Here is a 15,517-nt window from a genome sequence, read left to right as displayed (position 1 = left end):
AGTGCGGGTTGTTCGGAGATCCGGTCGAAGAAGTGAGGACCGCCATGGATTCGCCACTTGTGTCCGTGGGCCTGCCGGTGGCGTTGGCCGTGATCATGTTCGGGCTCGGGTTGTCCCTCACCGTCGACGACTTCACCCGGGTGGCGCGGCATCCTCGCACGGTTGGCGTCGCACTGTTTTGCCAGTTGGTTGTATTGCCTTCTGCCGCATTCGGTTTGGTGCTGCTGTTCGATCTGCCCCCATTGCTCGCCGTCGGCATGATGCTGCTGGCCGCGTCGCCGGGCGGGACGACTGCCAACCTGTTCAGTCATCTCTTCCGGGGCGATGTGGCGCTGAATGTGACTCTCACAGCGGTCAATTCGATCATTGCGGTATTCACGCTGCCGCTGATCACCAACTTCGCGATCAACTACTTCGATCCCGCCGAGTCCGGGGTGGTGGGACTGCAATTCGGCAAGGCGGCACAGGTTTTCGCCATCGTGCTGATTCCCGTGGTCATCGGGATGGTGGTGCGGCGGCTGTCGCCGCGGTTCGCCGACCGCATGGACCGCCCCGTCCGCATCGGCTCCGCACTCACCCTCGCCCTGGTCGTCATCGGAACAATGACCGCCGAGCGCGACAACCTGGTCTCCTACCTGGTCGACGTCGGCGCGGTGACCACACTCTTCTGCCTGATCAGCCTCACCGCCGGCTACTTCCTCCCACGCCTGCTCGGCATCGAGCCCCGCCAGTCCATCGCCTGCTCCATGGAGATCGGCATCCACAACAGCACGATTGCCATCACCATCGCCATCAGCGTCCTCGACAGCACCGAAATCGCCGTCCCCGCAGCCGTTTACGGCGTCCTCATGTTCCCGCTCGCCGCCACCGTCGGCTGGCTCATCACCCGCCGCCACGACCGCGAATCCGCCGCGGCGTCAGTGGGTGTTTCGTTCCAGGAGTAGGTCCAGGACCTTCGGGTGCAGGTCGGGGAAGTCCATGGGAACCACGCCGAGATGGGCTGGTACGCCTTGTTTTTCGGTCAGGTACCGCTCGACCTTCGGCATGATGGCGGCGGCATTGTCGACGGGCCAGGCGCGGTCGGCGTAACTGGTGAAGTTGATGTAGAGCTGGGTATTGGCGGGATCGGTGGCGGCTTTGTCGAAACAGGCTGCGATGTAGTCGAATTTGTCGCCGCCGGAGGAGCCGGTGCGGGTGGAGCCGGTGCCCGCCGAGCCCGATTCCAGGCCGGCCAGGCCACGATTCTGGTAGCGGTCCTGAACGTAGAAGGTGGAATTCGAGAGGTTGCCATTGTCGCCGCCCGGCCACCGTAGGGCCGGGAGGGTGTTGTCGAACTCGGTGATCAGGACGATGCGGCCGCGCGCCGCGCCCAGCGCGGGAACGTGGTCACCGATCCAGAACAGCGAGCGATACCCCTTGATATCCAAGTAGCCCTTGAAGATTCGCTCGAAGTCGGCGCCCACGTCATTGTCGGTGCCATTCTCCTTCTTGACCCGCATGATGAGAACTTCGCCAGGGTTGCGGGTGAGGAAGGTTCGGCATTCGTTGAGCACGCCGTCGAAGGTGATGCCCTGGTAGGCGGGGCCGTGATAGATGCCGAAGGAGTCGCTCATATGGTCTTGCAGGCCATTGCAGCGGATGTCGAGGAAGCGGATTCCGTGCGCGAATTGGTCGGCGAGACTCCAGTTCTGGGTTTGCGCCCAGGGGGTTCCGTTGAGGGGGCTGTCGGAGCAGGAGTCGTGGGTGCCCGGGATCGTCAGGCGCAGCAGCGAACGATCATCGGGAAGGTTGGACATCCAGGACTGCGGGGCGGCGACCACTCGGCGCGGCGGGCGGGGCGTGGCGTACGCGGGAGCGGTGGGCAGTCCGGCGGCCACGGCAGCCCCCAGGGTGGCCGCGAGGAAGCCTCGGCGAGTGGACGTCATGCGGCGAGAGCTTAACTGGACGCCAGACCAAGTTTCCAGGTTTCGCCAAACCGAAACAGCCACGCTTCAGCTCGGGCCGAGGTAGTGTCCCCCTCCGCCGGACAAGGAGTACCCATGATCAAAACAGCTGTCGCGCTCGCCCTCCCCCTCGCGGCCCTGACCCTCACGGCCTGCGGGACCAGCAGCGACACCACCGCGGCAGCGCCGGTGAGCGCGTCCACCACCGCCGCGGCGACCGGTTCGACCCCGGCCGCCCTCCGCGAATCCACCTGCCGCGGCCTGCTGGCCACAGTCGCCCAATACCGCACCAGCGGTGGCGATTCCGCCGTGACGAAGGCCGTGGAGGAAGCGATCGCCGCCCTACCGGCCACCCCGGAATGGACATCCCTGAACGACACCGAACGCCAGGCCACCATCGACGGCGTACGCGACGCCGCGACCGGCAGCTGCGACTGAATCGATATTGCCGAAGTCCACGGCACCGGTGGCAGTAGTTTCGCACCACAGCCACCTCCTGGTCGTGATGCTAGAGACCCTCGATCGCCGCTTCGGCTTGCTTGATTCCTTGCACCACTGCTATGTGAGGTCATCCGGGAGCGGCGGGTATCCACCGCTGGTGCATTCCAGGACTGCGTCTCGAACTCGTTCCACCGCAACGGGATCCACCACGGCGACGCGCATTGCCAGCCACATTTTCGGGATGAGGCGCAGTTTGTACGGCAGAGCCTGGATGGTGAGGTCATCGATGGTTCCGATATCGACCACCGTCGGGTACGAGACTCGGTGCCCACTGGCGACCGGTACCGCCATGACGACATCCGTCGGGCCGGTGTTGATGGTGTCGTTGGACAGAACCAGAACGCGGTCCGCACCGATGTGACTGGGTTCCGCTCGACCGGCCACGCTGGGCAGATAGGCCCACACCTCGCCGCGACGAGGAGCGGTCACCGTACTGCGCCCGGCCCGTCGATGGTGGCATATTCCGCCCGCAGAGATACCAAGCCGCGCCGGATGGATTTGATGATCGCCGCGATCGCATCAGCGAACGATCTTCCCCTTTTCACGCGCAACGCGGACGACTTCAAAGGGCTGGAACCCCTGCTGACCATAATCGCGGTCTGACGATCCGCAGTAGTCGGCTCAAATGACAAGGGCCCTCCCGAGTCGAGACTCGGGAGGGCCCTTGCTGATTCAGTGGTCCGGGGTCACCAGGGGGTGATTACCAGGACGACTTGTGCACGCCCGGGAGTTCGCCGCGGTGGGCCATCTCGCGGAGGCAGACGCGGCAGAGGCCGAACTTGCGGTAGACGGCGTGCGGGCGGCCGCAGCGCTGGCAGCGGGTGTAGGCGCGCACAGCGAACTTCGGCTTGGCGTTGGCCTTGTTGATCAGAGCCTTCTTAGCCATGGATCAGTTCTCCTTGAACGGGAAGCCGAGGTGCTTCAGGAGGGCGCGGCCTTCCTCGTTGTTGGTCGCGGTGGTGACGACGGTGATGTCCATACCGCGGGGGCGGTCGATCTTGTCGACGTCGATCTCGTGGAACATGGACTGCTCCGAGAGACCGAAGGTGTAGTTGCCGTTGCCGTCGAACTGCTTCGGCGACAGACCGCGGAAGTCGCGGATACGGGGCAGCGCGATGGAGATCAGGCGATCCAGGAACTCCCACATGCGGTCGCCGCGCAGGGTGACCTTCGCGCCGATCGGCATGCCCTCACGCAGCTTGAACTGCGCGATGGACTTGGTGGCCTTGCGGATCTCGGGCTTCTGGCCGGTGATCAGGGTGAGGTCGGCGACCGCACCGTTGATCAGCTTGGCGTCACGGGCGGCGTCGCCGACACCCATGTTGACGACAACCTTGACCACGCCGGGGATCTGCATCACGTTGGCGTAGTTGAACTCGCTCTGCAGCGCGTCCTTGATCTCGGCGCGGTAGCGCGCCTTCAGGCGCGGCTGCACCTTGTTCTCAGTAGAAGTCATCTCAGATGTCCTTCCCGTTGCGACGGGAGATGCGGACCCGCTTGCCGTTCTCGTCGGTGCGGTAGCCCACGCGGGTCGGCTTGCCGTCGGAGTCGACGACCATCACGTTGGAGGCCTGGATCGGCGCTTCCTGAGTGACGATGCCGCCCGAGCTGGCGCCACGCTGGTTCGCGGAGTTCGCGACGTGCTTCTTGATCCGGTTCACGCCCTCGACCAGGACCTTGCCGGTCGCCGGGAAGGCCTGAATGACCTTGCCCTTGGCGCCCTTGTCCTTACCCGAGACGACGATGACGGTGTCGCCCTTGTGCACCTTCATAGTTAGAGCACCTCCGGCGCCAGCGAAACGATCTTCATGAAACGCTTCTCGCGCAGCTCACGGCCGACGGGGCCGAAGATGCGGGTGCCACGCGGATCGTTGTCCGCCTTGATGAGCACCGCAGCGTTCTCATCGAACTTGATGTACGAACCGTCCGGACGACGACGCTCCTTGACGGTGCGAACGACGACGGCCTTGACGACCTCGCCCTTCTTCACGTTGCCGCCGGGGATGGCGTCCTTGACGGTGGCGACAATGATGTCGCCGATGCCGGCATAGCGACGCGACGAACCACCGAGCACGCGGATGCAAAGGATTTCCTTCGCACCCGTGTTGTCGGCGACGCGCAGTCGCGACTCCTGCTGAATCACTTCAGCTCCTCCTAGACCTGGACGAAATGCACGCCGGATTGCCGACCCGACGGGCATGGTCAGTTGCCCTTCAAACGCACGCCTGCCAGCGGTTTCACAACCGAACCGGAAGATCAACCACTGTGGGTTCGCGGCCGAAGTGCGGGCATAGCTCCCGCAGGCAACCGGTCCATAGTAACGAAGCCCCAGGTCGCACCCAAATCGAGGGGGGTGACCCCCACTCTCGGGGGCTTCACGCGAACCCCTCGGCGAGGCTCTGCGTGTTTCAGGTCTTCCTCAGCTGTCTTGACTAGCGTCGCGCGCAGCAAGGTCCGAGCAACATCCGATCATCCCGTGGAGGAGATTCGCGTTGACGTCCGAGCGCTCCCTCGCTCTTGACCGCCGCAAGTTCCTGCTAGCGCTGGGCCTGGTGCCCGCCGCCGCGCTGCTGCCCGCCTGTTCGAGGAGTGACAGCACCTCCTCGAAGTCGACCCAGCTGATAGGTCCGGATATGTCCGGGTCGGATCCGAGCATCCGGCCGCAGGACGATCTGTACCGGTTCGTCAACGGGAAGTGGCTGAACGAATATCAGCTGCCGCCGGACAAGGTGTCGTTCGGAACTTTCGACGAGGTCTCGGATCGGGTGGAGAAGCAGCTCAAAGAGATCGTCGAGGGCATCCACAATCCGAAGGGCGGGACCGAGGATCAGAAGATCCGGGATCTCTACGACGCCCGGTTGGACGAGACGGAGCTGGACAAGCTCGGCATGACCCCGTTGCAGGACCTCTTCGACGAGATCGACAAGGCGCAGACCAAGCCCGATCTCGCGAAGGTGATGGGCGCGCTGCCGGGCGTGGGCCTGATCGGGCTCGGGGTCGGCGCGGACCCCAAGGATTCCAATGCCTATCTGCCGTTCGTCGGGCAGGCGGGCACCGGCCTGGACGAGCAGTACTACAACGATCCCGAGAACGCCGACAAGCTGGCGGCCTACCGCACCTTCATGGAAAAGATCTCCACCGCAGCGGGTTTCGCGGATGCGACGGCTGTCGCGCAGCGGGTGGTGGACCTGGAATCCCGCATCGCGCGCGACCAGTGGGACAACGTCAAGCTGCGCGACACCGACGCCACCTACAATCTGAAGACCTGGGACGAGCTCAAAGCCCTTGCCCCGCAGTTCGATTGGGATCCGTGGCTGGCGGGCAACACCGACCGCCCGAAGGACCTGTTCCAGAAGGTGAACGTGGGCGAGCCCTCGTTCATGACCGCCGCGGGACAGCTGTGGGGGCTCGTCGAGATCGGCACCTGGCGTGAATACCTGAAGCTGAGCCTGGTCCGCGCCTTCGCCCCCTACCTGAAGAAGGAGATCCGCGACGCGAACTTCGACTTCTTCGGCAAGACCATGGCCGGGCTGGAGCAGCGCCCGGAACTGTGGAAGTCGGGAATATCCACCGTCAACAGCAATCTGGGCGAGGCGCTCGGAAAGCTGTATGTGGCAAAGCATTTCCCGCCCGAGGCGAAGAAGCAGGCCCTCGACATGGTCGGCGATCTGCGCGAGGCGTACCGGGAGAATTTCAAGAACTCCACCTGGATGTCCCCGCCCACCCGCGAGGCCGCCATCGTCAAACTCGACAAGATCGACCCGAAGATCGGCTACCCGGACAAGTGGGAAGACTACTCCAAGGTCACCATCACCCGCGGCAAGCTGATCGAATCCCTGCGCAATGTGGGCGATTTCGAGTCGAAGCGAATGTTCGACCGCCTCGGCACCAAGGTCGACAAGACCGAATGGGGCATGCCGCCGCAAACCGTCAACGCCTACTACAACCCGAGCGCCAACGAGATCGTCTTCCCGGCCGCGTTCCTGCAGCCGCCGTTCTTCGACCCCGACGCGCAGGCGGCGGTCAACTACGGTGCGGGCGGCGCGGTCATCGGCCACGAGATCGGGCACGGATTCGACGATCAGGGCAGCAAATACGACGCCGACGGCAATCTGAAGGACTGGTGGACGCCGGAGGACAAGGCGGCGTTCCAGGCCAAGACCGATCAGCTCATCGCGCAGTACGACAAGCTGGTGCCGGAGGGCCTGCCACCGGATCAGCATGTCAATGGCGAACTCACCGTCGGTGAGAATCTGGCCGATCTGCGCGGCCTGGAAATCTCGCTCGCCGCCTATCGACTGGTCGAGAAGCGCAAGGGCGTCGACAATCCGGATCTGAAGCCCATGTTCGAATCGTGGGGCCGCACCTGGCGCACCAAGATGACCGTCGCGTCGCTGGAACAGCAGATCGCCAATGATCCGCACTCCCCCGCGGAATTCCGCTGCAATCAGGTGGTCCGCAATCTGGCCGACTTCTACACGACCTACGACGTGAAGGAAGGCGACAAGGAATTCCTGCCGCAGTCCGATCGCGTCACTCTGTGATCCGCTGACCGCGCGTGACCCGGCGGTGCACCGGTAGCCTCTGCGGAAAATGTTCCGCAACCGAGAGGGATAACCGGTGACATCGTCGGGTCCGGTGCGCCTGGATCGCCGCGCATTTCTGATCGCCCTGGGCGTGGTGCCCGCGGCCGCGGTCCTCATGTCCTGCTCGAAAGACGACAAGGAGCTGGCGGGACCGGATCTTTCCGGCGTCGACGCGGCCGTCCGCCCACAGGACGACCTGTACCGGCACATCAACGGCACCTGGCTGAAGGAGTATCAGCTGCCGCCGGACAAGGTGGCGTTCAGCTCGTTCGACGAGGTTTCCGATCGGGTGCAGGAGCAGTTGCGGGCGATCATCGAGGGCCTCGAGGACCCGAAGCCCGGCAGCGAGGCGCAGCAGATCCGCGATGTGTACGACGCGCGGATGAACCTGGACGAGATCGAACAGCTCGGCATGACGCCGCTGGAGGATCTGTTCGGGCAGATCGATGCCGCCCCGGGTAAGCCGGAACTGGCCAAGGTGATGGCCGAGCTGCCGCTGGGCGGGCTCATCGGCATGGGCATCTCCATCGACCGCAAGAACTCCGACGCCTACATTCCGGAGGTGTCGCAGTCCGGGCTCGGCATGGGCGAACAGTATTACCGCAAGCCGGAATTGGCGTCCAAGCGCGCCGCGTACCGGACGCTGCTGGAGAGCATCGCCAAGGGCGCGGGCTTCGCCGATCCGGCGGGCATGGCCGACCGGGTGCTGGAGCTGGAGACGCGCATCGCGGCCGGGCACTGGGACAATGTGAAGGCCCGCAATACCGATGCCACCTACAACCGCATGTCGTGGACCGAAATGGTCGCGCTGGCACCGCAATACGATTGGGACGCGTGGCTGTCGGGCATGACCGAGCGGCCGAAGAATCTGTTCGACACCGTCGTGGTCCGCCAGCCCTCGTATGTGACGCATGCCGGAAACCTGTGGGGTGAGGTGGATCTCGCGCTGTGGCGGGAGTATCTGAAGCTCACCCTGGTGCGCACCTATGCCAGGTATCTGCCGAAGGCCGTGTCCGACGCCAACTTCGAGTACGTCAAGGTGATGAACGGGCTGGAGAAGCGGCCCGACACCTGGAAGTCGGCGGTCGCCGTGGTCGACGACAATCTGGGCGAGCAGCTCGGAAAACTGTATGTGGACAAGCACTTTCCGAAGGAAGCCAAGGACCAGGTGCTGGCCATGGTGGACGATCTCAAGGCCGCCTACCGGGAGAACTTCGAGAATTCCGGCTGGATGTCACCGGCCACCCGGGCGGCCGCCATCGCCAAGCTGGACAAGATCCAGGCGCATGTCGGCTACCCGGACAAATGGCAGGACTACTCCGGGCTGACCATCACCCGCGGCAAGCTCATCCAATCCCTGCGCGCCGTCAACGCTTTCGAGTCCAAGCGCAGCATGGAGCGGCTGGGCACGCCGGTCGACAAGGCCGAATGGATCTCGAATCCGCAGACGGTCAACGCCTTCTACGCCGCGGTGTTCAATCGGATCACCTTCCCGGCCGCGTTCCTGCAGGCGCCGTTCTTCGACAAGGACGCGCAGCCGGCGGTGAACTTCGGTGCGGGCGCGGCGGTCATCGGGCACGAGATCGGGCACGGCTTCGACGATCAGGGCTCGAAATACGATGGCGACGGCAATCTGAAGGACTGGTGGACGCCGGAGGACCGGGCCGCGTTCGAGGCGCGCACCGCGAAAATCGTGGCCCAGTACGATCCATTGGTTCCCGAGGGGCTCGCCCCCGAGCAGCATGTGGACGGCAAGCTCACGCTCGGTGAGAACGTGGCCGACCTGCGCGGGCTGCAAATGTCGCTGGCCGCCTTCCGGATCGCCGAGAAGCGCCGGGGCGTCGACAATCCCGACTACCGGCCGCTGTTCGAAGCATGGGCCCGCAACTGGCGCAACAAGTCCACCGACGAGTACGCCGAACGCCTGCTCACCAGCGACACCCACGCCCCGGCCGAGTTCCGGGCCAACCAGGTGGTGCGCAACCTGCCGGAGTTCTATGCCGCCTACGGGGTGCAGGAAGGCGACAAACTCTTCCTCGCGGAGGATCAGCGCGTGACATTCTGAACCTCGCGACGGTCGCGGGCGGTACGGCTTTCCGGGAGGAGCTGCGATGACGGCTGAGAGTCCGATGCGCCTGGGGCGGCGCGGGTTTCTGATCGCGCTGGGTGCGGTGCCCGCCGCGCTCGCGTTCGGGGCCTGCTCGACCGAGCGGACCCCGAAGCCGTTGAAGGGGCCGGACATGTCCGGGGCCGATCTGGCCGTGCGCCCGCAGGACGACCTGTACCGGCACGTCAACGGCGCGTGGCTGCGGGACTATCAGCTGCCGCCGGACAAGGTCGCCTACGGCGTGGGCGGCGAAGTGGCGGACCGGATTCGCGATCAGTTGCGCGCCATCATCGACGGGATCCACGATCCGGAACCGGGGACCGAGGCCCAGCAGATTCGTGACTTCTACGACGCCTGGCTGGATCTGGACACCATCGAGCAGCTGGGCATGAGCCCGCTGGCGGAACTGCTGGCCAAACCGGATCGGGCGGCCACCAAGGCCGAATTGGCGCGGGTGATGGGCGAATTGCCGATCGGCGGGCTGATCGGGCTCGGAGTGACCATCGATTCGAAGAAGTCGGACAGCCATATCGGGTGGGTCGGGCAGTCGGGGCTCGGGCTGGGCGAGGAGTACTACCGCAAGCCCGAGCACGCGGAGATCCGCGCCGCGTACCAGACGTATCTGGAGCAGATCGGCACCGGCGCGGGGCTGACGGACGCGGCGGGCATGGCGCGGCGGGTGTTCGACCTGGAGACCAGGATCGCGGCGCAGCACTGGGACAATGTGCGGCTGCGGGATGCCGAGGCCACCTACAACAAGCTGAAGTGGTCCGAGATGACCGCGCTCGGACCGGAATTCGATTGGGATCCGTGGCTGGCCGGATGCACCGATCGGCCTCGGGAGCTGTTCGCGGAACTGGTGGTGGGCCAGCCGTCGTTCGTGACGGGGGCCGCGAAGATCTGGGCCGACACCGATATCACGGTGTGGCGGGAGTACTTGAAGCTGGCGGTGATTCGCGACTTCGCGACGTATCTGCCCAGGGCGGTGTCGGACCCGAACTTCCATTTCTTCGGCACGGTCATGTCCGGGCAGCAGGAGCGGACCGAACGCTGGCGGTCCGGGATCAGCCAGGTGAACAGCGTGCTGGGCGAGCCGCTCGGCAAACTGTATGTGGCGCAGCATTTTCCGAGTTCCTCCAAGGACCAGGTGAAGGCCATGGTGGACGAGCTGATGGCCGCGTATCGCGCCGATTTCCGGAACTCGAGCTGGATGTCGCCCGCCACCGTGGACGCGGCGCTGGCGAAGCTGGACAAGATGTCGGTCAAGATCGGGTACCCGGACAAGTGGGAGGATTACTCGGGACTGCGGATCACGCGGGGGCGGCTGGTCGAATCACTGCTCGCCGCAAATCTTTTCGGCGTGCGCAAGGCGTTCGGATATCTGGGCACGCCGGTCGACAAGTCGCTCTGGAACTCCACGCCGCAAACGGTGAATGCCTTCTACTCGCCCACCAATAATGAAATCACCTTCCCCGCAGGCTATTTGCAGCCGCCGTACTTCGACGCCGAGGCCCAGCCGGCGGTCAACTACGGTGCGGTCGGCGCCACCATCGGCCACGAGATCGGGCACGGCTTCGACGATCAGGGCTCCAAATACGATGGCGACGGCAACCTGAAGGAATGGTGGACGGCGGAGGATCGCGCCGCGTTCGAGGCGAAATCCGCACGGCTGGTGGAACAGTTCGACGCCCTGGTCCCGGAGGGCCTGGAACCGAACCAGCATGTGGACGGTGAGCTGAGCCTCGGCGAGAACCTCGCGGACCTGCGCGGGTTGCAGATCGCCCTGGCCGCCTTCCGCGATTCCGAAAAGCGTTCCGGCAACGACAATCCCGACTATCGGTCGCTGTTCCTGTCGCACGCGCTGAGCTGGCGCAGCAAGCTGACCAAGGAACTGCTGATCGAATCGCTCACCGACACCCACGCGCCCGACGAATTCCGCTGCAATCAGATCGTGCGCAATATCCCCGAATTCCACGCCACGTTCGAGGTGAAGGAGGGCGACAAGCTCTACCTCGCGCCGGATCAGCGGGTCAGTCTGTAGCGCCGCCCGCGTACTGCTCCACCAGTTTGGCGGGTGCGGCCTGCCGCCACGAGTCCAGCACGATGGCCTCCAGCTCCTCCCGATCGTCGAGCGCGGCCAGCCGCACCCGCACCCACGCGTTATTGGCCTCGTGCCCGGCAATCCAGAACTTCTCCGGTTCGGATTGCACCAGTTCGTCCCGGTCGACGATGGGACAGCGCACGGCCATGGAGGTTTCCTGCTCGGGCAGGGTCAGGAAGAGTTTGCCGTTGACCCGGAAGGTCGGCATACCCCAGTCGAAGCTCTCCTTGACCTGCGGTAGCGAAAGCGCCGCCGCGCGAACATCATCCCCACTTGCCGTCATGACCACCATGGTCGCAGCCGGGTGTGACAGCGCGCGCGGTCAGGTGTGCGCCTGGTAGTGGCGGGCGGCGCGGGCGCGGTTGCCGCAGGCGGTGGAGCACCATTCCTGGCGCGGGTGGCGTTTGAGGAAGTAGAGCACGCAGCGCGGGGCGGGGCAGACGCGAACCTGGGCGAGCTCGGGGCCCGCGAAGAAGTCGACGGCGGCATCGGCGAGTTCGGCTCGGAGGGCGCGCATCTCATCGACGGCGGTGGGGGTGCGCAGTTCGGAAGGGGTTTCGTCCCAGCGCAATCGGCGCAGCACCGGCGCGGTGGCGCGGTTGACCGTGTCGAGCGCCTCGGGGAAGGGCGGGAGAGCGTTCGCATCGGCGCGGCTCGGCGGGTGCGGAGCCACGGTTTTCGCGAACAGGGCGCGGACGGATTGGCGCAGGCGGATGAGTTCGGCGTGGTCGGCCTCGTCGAGGGTGACGGTGCGGCCGGTGTGGGTGTGCAGCCAGGTCTGCGCCGACTCCCGGGTGGCCAGGGCATCGGTGAGACCGGCGCGGGTGGCGCGGATCGTGCTCGCGAAGCGGAGGGCCAGTGGGTCGGTCATGCCCTTATTCTAACGGGCATTGACCGGTTGACCCGTTAGGTTCTAACGTTTGGAACGACGATGTTCCGTTAGAAAGGCTGTCGCCATGATCAAGACCATCGAGGACGCACCACTGCTGGACGAGGTGCGCAAGCGCATGGGCCGGGTGCCGAACATGACCAAGGTGATGGCAAATGCGCCGGTGGTGCTGGAGGGCTACCTGGGCTTGTCGGCCGCGCTGAAGAAGGGGACCCTGCCGGGGCCGACCTCCGAACGGATCGCTCTGACGGTCGGCGCGGCCAATGACTGCGGGTATTGCGTTGCGGCGCACACCTTCCTGGGCAAGAAAATGGCCAAGCTGAGCACCGAGGAGATCGAGGCGGCCAAGGCCGGGACCTCCGCCCTGGCCAAGGAGGCCGCGGCCGTGGCGTTCGCACGGGAGCTGACCGAAAATCGCGGGCAGGCCGATCCGGCCGCGGCGCTGGCGGCCGGGTGGACCGAGGAGCAGGTGCTCGAGATGGTGGCGCTGGTCGCGCTGCAGACGCTGACGAACTATGTGAACAAGGTCGGCGAGACCGAGAACGATTGGCCGGAGGCGTGACCACGGCGACCACTGCCACCCGCGTCCTGGATCGCGCACGGCTCCACCGGATTTCGCAGCCGGTGGCGATGACGCTGGTGCTGGTGGTGCCACTGGCGGTGGCGCAAGCCATTGCGGGACAACCGTTCTTCGCGCCACCGCTGGCGGCGTCGGCCGCACTGGTCGCGGCCACGCCCGAGGCACCGGCGGCCGAACCGGGGACCGTAGCCATCGGTCACGGGCTGTCGGTTGCGGCAGGTCTGCTGGCGGCGTTGGCAATTGGTGACGGCATGGTCGCCGCGGCCCTCGCCGTCGGCGTCGCGGTGGCGGCCATGGTCGGGTTGAAACGCCTGCACGCACCCGCTGTCGCCTCCGCCGCACTGGTCGGCGCGGTCGGATCCTGGCAGGGCGCGGCCGCACTGCTCGCGGGAACGGTTGCGCTCGTATTGATTCAACAGGGGGCGGACTTCCTGCGCGCCAGGCGAAGCTGAACCCTCGTCCGCAACCGAACCCTGTCATCCCGGCGCGCTTCTCGGCCGGGATGACGGGCTCTGGTCAGTGCGCGGGATGCCGGGCTTGGCTCAGTGCGTCACGAGCGTCCAGTTGTCGGGGAGGTTGGTCGCCGTCACGCGGTCGCCTTCCACGGCCAGGTCGAGGACCGTGCCGCCCAAGCGGAGATCGGTGAGTTCGACCTTGCCCCAGCGCGCCGGGAGGTGCGGGAGCACGGTCAGGGTGCGGTGCGGAACGTCCGGTTCCAGGCCCAGGAAGGAGCGGACCAGCAGCAGGGGGGCCGCACTGGCCCAGGCCTGGGGTGAGCAGGAGGTGGGGTAGGGGACGGGGGCGGAGAACTTGGAACGCGGGAAGCCGCAGAACAATTCAGGCAGGCGGCCGCCGAACGCGCCCGCGGCGTCGAGGAGTCCTTCGGCGAGGCGGGTGGCCAGTTCGATGGCTCCGGGGATGTGGCGGTACCGCAGCAGGCCGGCCACCGCGATGGCCGTGTCGTGCGGCCAGATGGAGCCGTTGTGGTAGCTCATCGGGTTGTAGGCGCCCATGCGGGAGGACAGGGTGCGCAGGCCGAAACCGGAGTCCATATCGGAGGCGGCCAGCTTCGTGATCACCTCTGCCGCATGCTCGTCGGTGACGATGCCCGACCACAGGCAGTGGCCGATATTGCTGGTGAGGGCGTCGAGGCGGCGCTTGTTGCCGTCCAAAGCGACGGCGAACCAGCCCTTTTCGGGCAGCCAGAAGGCTTCGGCGAATTTGGTGCGCAGTTCGGCGGCGCGGTCGCGCAGGTGTCCGGCGGTGGTGCCGTCGCCGAATTCCTCGGCCAGATCGGCGCGGGCGAGCAGGGCGGCGTACACGTAGCCCTGCACTTCGCACAGGGCGATGGGCGCTTCCGGCAGGTGCCCGGCGGCGTCGTTGATGCCGTCGAAGCTGTCCTTCCAGCCCTGGTTGATGAGCCCGCGGTCGGTGGCGCGGCGGTATTCGACGAAGCCGTCGCCGTCGCGGTCGCCGTAGTCGGCGATCCAGGCCAGGGCGGCGTCGGCGGCGGGGAGCAGGGCGTGCACGGTTTCGGTGTCCGCGCCCCAGCGGCGCGCCTGCGCCAGCAGCATGACGAAAAGCGGTGTGGCGTCGATGGTTCCGTAATAGGTTTCGCCGCCGAGGACCGCGCCGCTGGCGGGTCCGCGCCGCATTTCGTGCATGATGCGGCCGGGTTCCTCCTCGGTGAGGGGGTCCACGCGCTGGCCCTGCATCTCGGCGAGCTGTTGCAGGGTGCCCAGGGCCAGGCCCACATCCAGGGGCAAGGCCATCCAGGCGGTGAGCAGGCTGTCGCGGCCGAACAGCGTCATGAACCAGGGCGCCCCGGCGGCGACGAAGGGTCTGCCGCCGCGCAGGTCGTCGTGGATCTGCAAAGCGCCCAGATCGCTTTCGGTGCGTTCGAGCACCCAGGACAGCGCGGGGTCGCCGGCGGTGATGGTGGTGGCGGTGTCGCGCCAGGCGGCGATCTTGCGGCTGGGTTCGCTGAATTCGTAGTGTTCGCCGGGCCGCAGCGGTGAGTGGATGGACTGGTTGCCGAGGGTCGGCTGGGCCAGGATTTCGGTGGACCAGCTGCCGCCCGCCGGAACCACCACGCGCCAGGCGAGCGAGCCGGGCAGCACCGTGGGGGTTTCCGAGGAGGAGACAGCCAGACCCCGCGCCCGATCCGACCGGTCGGTCAGCAGCAATTCCACGTCACCGGTGAGGATTTCGGCGCGCGTGTTCCCGCTGCGCCCCTCCTTCACCGCGAACAGATCCACGAAATCCGCGTCCACATGCAATTGCAGATCCACCGCGGTCGTCTCGCGCCCCAGATTCTCCACCGTGATGGTCTCGCGCAGACCGTCCGCGACCAGCCGCTCGCGGACGATCAATACAGTGCTGTCAGCTGCGCCGGCCCGGGGAGGCCGGCGCAGTATGAACCGGGCGGTGAACGCCTCCGGGCTCAATACCGACAGCGGCTCCGGCCGCTGTCCGTCCAATCGCAGTTCCCACCGTGACAGCACGCGCGCGTCCCGGTAGAACAGCCCGTACGGGGTGCCCAGCTCGATATCGCCGAGCCGGTCCGACAGACAGAACGTGCTGCCCTCCACCAGTGTGATCGCGCCCCCTGATCCACCCAGGGTCGACGGCTCACCGGTGTTGAGTGCGGCCGGAGCCTCTGCGTTCATTCAAACCCTTCCTCCGATGCTCCCGTCTCGGGCACGACGCCGGGCTCCGGGACAGGCGCTGAACCTGTTGCGTGACTTGCTGTTCCAGCGCATCCGGACAGTCGCGCCTCCAGCGCGCTCCCCGGCAGCGGCAGCCGCCCG

General features: G+C 66.1%; 16 protein-coding genes. 7 read left to right on the top strand and 9 right to left on the bottom strand.

Features of this window, described 5'->3' with window-relative positions:
* The first annotated feature begins 44 nt into the window (after positions 1 to 44).
* Positions 45 to 944 carry a bile acid:sodium symporter family protein gene (locus H0264_RS05845; RefSeq protein WP_181583009.1) on the top strand — a complete coding sequence of 300 codons (900 nt, stop codon included), beginning with the start codon at positions 45 to 47 and terminating at the stop codon, positions 942 to 944.
* On the opposite strand, the gene H0264_RS05840 is transcribed toward H0264_RS05845, so the two are convergent.
* A complete protein-coding gene (locus tag H0264_RS05840) occupies positions 918 to 1,925 on the bottom strand; it encodes a phosphatidylinositol-specific phospholipase C (RefSeq protein WP_181583008.1) in 1,008 nt (335 codons plus the stop codon). The two genes, H0264_RS05845 and H0264_RS05840, sit on opposite strands and share 27 nt — an antisense overlap.
* 114 nt (positions 1,926 to 2,039) lie before the next feature.
* Between H0264_RS05840 and H0264_RS05835 the strand changes: the two genes are divergently transcribed.
* Complete coding sequence (locus H0264_RS05835; protein ID WP_181583007.1) at positions 2,040 to 2,381, top strand: hypothetical protein; 342 nt, start codon at positions 2,040 to 2,042, stop codon at positions 2,379 to 2,381.
* 120 nt (positions 2,382 to 2,501) lie between these two features.
* Here the strand turns inward: H0264_RS05835 and H0264_RS05830 are convergent, their stop codons facing one another.
* The 5 genes from H0264_RS05830 to rplN all read right to left on the bottom strand — a co-directional run bounded on the left by H0264_RS05830 (position 2,502) and on the right by rplN (position 4,587).
* Positions 2,502 to 2,873, bottom strand: a complete 372-nt coding sequence (locus H0264_RS05830) for a type II toxin-antitoxin system PemK/MazF family toxin (RefSeq protein ID WP_181583006.1) — start codon at positions 2,871 to 2,873, stop codon at positions 2,502 to 2,504.
* A 271-nt stretch (positions 2,874 to 3,144) separates the two neighbouring features.
* On the bottom strand, positions 3,145 to 3,330 hold the full coding sequence (locus H0264_RS05820; protein ID WP_029923637.1) for a type Z 30S ribosomal protein S14: 186 nt from the start codon (positions 3,328 to 3,330) through the stop codon (positions 3,145 to 3,147).
* A 3-nt stretch (positions 3,331 to 3,333) separates the two neighbouring features.
* Positions 3,334 to 3,900, bottom strand: a complete 567-nt coding sequence (rplE, locus tag H0264_RS05815; protein WP_157388598.1) for a 50S ribosomal protein L5 — start codon at positions 3,898 to 3,900, stop codon at positions 3,334 to 3,336.
* Position 3,901: 1 nt separating this feature from the next.
* Positions 3,902 to 4,216 carry a 50S ribosomal protein L24 gene (gene rplX, locus H0264_RS05810; protein WP_181583005.1) on the bottom strand — a complete coding sequence of 105 codons (315 nt, stop codon included), beginning with the start codon at positions 4,214 to 4,216 and terminating at the stop codon, positions 3,902 to 3,904.
* A 2-nt stretch (positions 4,217 to 4,218) separates the two neighbouring features.
* A complete protein-coding gene (rplN, locus tag H0264_RS05805) occupies positions 4,219 to 4,587 on the bottom strand; it encodes a 50S ribosomal protein L14 (RefSeq protein ID WP_033090674.1) in 369 nt (122 codons plus the stop codon).
* Between the two features lie 349 nt (positions 4,588 to 4,936).
* Between rplN and H0264_RS05800 the strand changes: the two genes are divergently transcribed.
* The 3 genes from H0264_RS05800 to H0264_RS05790 all read left to right on the top strand — a co-directional run bounded on the left by H0264_RS05800 (position 4,937) and on the right by H0264_RS05790 (position 11,178).
* Positions 4,937 to 6,988: a M13 family metallopeptidase gene (locus tag H0264_RS05800; protein ID WP_181583004.1), complete on the top strand. Its 2,052-nt coding sequence runs from the start codon at positions 4,937 to 4,939 to the stop codon at positions 6,986 to 6,988.
* A 76-nt stretch (positions 6,989 to 7,064) separates the two neighbouring features.
* Positions 7,065 to 9,095, top strand: a complete 2,031-nt coding sequence (locus tag H0264_RS05795) for a M13 family metallopeptidase (RefSeq protein ID WP_338040133.1) — start codon at positions 7,065 to 7,067, stop codon at positions 9,093 to 9,095.
* A 46-nt stretch (positions 9,096 to 9,141) separates the two neighbouring features.
* Complete coding sequence (locus H0264_RS05790) at positions 9,142 to 11,178, top strand: M13 family metallopeptidase (protein ID WP_181583003.1); 2,037 nt, start codon at positions 9,142 to 9,144, stop codon at positions 11,176 to 11,178.
* Here the strand turns inward: H0264_RS05790 and H0264_RS05785 are convergent.
* Both H0264_RS05785 and H0264_RS05780 read right to left on the bottom strand, forming a co-directional pair.
* On the bottom strand, positions 11,168 to 11,521 hold the full coding sequence (locus tag H0264_RS05785; protein WP_181583002.1) for an MmcQ/YjbR family DNA-binding protein: 354 nt from the start codon (positions 11,519 to 11,521) through the stop codon (positions 11,168 to 11,170). The two genes, H0264_RS05790 and H0264_RS05785, sit on opposite strands and share 11 nt — an antisense overlap.
* 39 nt (positions 11,522 to 11,560) lie before the next feature.
* Positions 11,561 to 12,109, bottom strand: coding sequence for a CGNR zinc finger domain-containing protein (locus tag H0264_RS05780; RefSeq protein WP_181583001.1), 549 nt, complete (start codon positions 12,107 to 12,109; stop codon positions 11,561 to 11,563).
* An 85-nt stretch (positions 12,110 to 12,194) separates the two neighbouring features.
* On the opposite strand from H0264_RS05780, the gene H0264_RS05775 reads away from it, so the two are divergent.
* Together H0264_RS05775 and H0264_RS05770 are read left to right on the top strand one after the other, a co-directional pair.
* Entirely contained in the window at positions 12,195 to 12,689 is a 495-nt protein-coding gene (locus tag H0264_RS05775; RefSeq protein WP_181583000.1) for a carboxymuconolactone decarboxylase family protein, read from the top strand.
* Entirely contained in the window at positions 12,686 to 13,159 is a 474-nt protein-coding gene (locus tag H0264_RS05770) for an HPP family protein (protein WP_181582999.1), read from the top strand. Before H0264_RS05775 ends, H0264_RS05770 begins: the two co-directional genes overlap by 4 nt.
* A 90-nt stretch (positions 13,160 to 13,249) precedes the next feature.
* Here the strand turns inward: H0264_RS05770 and H0264_RS05765 are convergent, their stop codons facing one another.
* A complete protein-coding gene (locus tag H0264_RS05765) occupies positions 13,250 to 15,376 on the bottom strand; it encodes an amylo-alpha-1,6-glucosidase (protein ID WP_181582998.1) in 2,127 nt (708 codons plus the stop codon).
* Positions 15,377 to 15,517: the final 141 nt, after the last annotated feature.

The organism is Nocardia huaxiensis (assembly GCF_013744875.1).
Classification (GTDB): domain Bacteria; phylum Actinomycetota; class Actinomycetes; order Mycobacteriales; family Mycobacteriaceae; genus Nocardia; species Nocardia huaxiensis.
The sequence above is the reverse complement of the archived record's forward strand: the minus strand, read 5'-3'. Positions and strand labels throughout refer to the sequence as shown.

Bases quoted from the DNA above. Each gene is read 5' to 3' on its own strand.
- H0264_RS05835 (WP_181583007.1), top strand. From the start codon at position 2,040: ATGATCAAAACAGCTGTCGCGCTCGCCCTCCCCCTCGCGGCCCTGACC.
- rplX (WP_181583005.1), bottom strand. From the start codon at position 4,216: ATGAAGGTGCACAAGGGCGACACCGTCATCGTCGTCTCGGGTAAGGAC.
- H0264_RS05765 (WP_181582998.1), bottom strand. From the start codon at position 15,376: ATGAACGCAGAGGCTCCGGCCGCACTCAACACCGGTGAGCCGTCGACC.
- H0264_RS05790 (WP_181583003.1), top strand. From the start codon at position 9,142: ATGACGGCTGAGAGTCCGATGCGCCTGGGGCGGCGCGGGTTTCTGATC.
- rplE (WP_157388598.1), bottom strand. From the start codon at position 3,900: ATGACTTCTACTGAGAACAAGGTGCAGCCGCGCCTGAAGGCGCGCTAC.
- H0264_RS05775 (WP_181583000.1), top strand. From the start codon at position 12,195: ATGATCAAGACCATCGAGGACGCACCACTGCTGGACGAGGTGCGCAAG.
- H0264_RS05820 (WP_029923637.1), bottom strand. From the start codon at position 3,330: ATGGCTAAGAAGGCTCTGATCAACAAGGCCAACGCCAAGCCGAAGTTC.
- H0264_RS05780 (WP_181583001.1), bottom strand. From the start codon at position 12,109: ATGACCGACCCACTGGCCCTCCGCTTCGCGAGCACGATCCGCGCCACC.
- H0264_RS05840 (WP_181583008.1), bottom strand. From the start codon at position 1,925: ATGACGTCCACTCGCCGAGGCTTCCTCGCGGCCACCCTGGGGGCTGCC.
- H0264_RS05845 (WP_181583009.1), top strand. From the start codon at position 45: ATGGATTCGCCACTTGTGTCCGTGGGCCTGCCGGTGGCGTTGGCCGTG.
- H0264_RS05785 (WP_181583002.1), bottom strand. From the start codon at position 11,521: ATGACGGCAAGTGGGGATGATGTTCGCGCGGCGGCGCTTTCGCTACCG.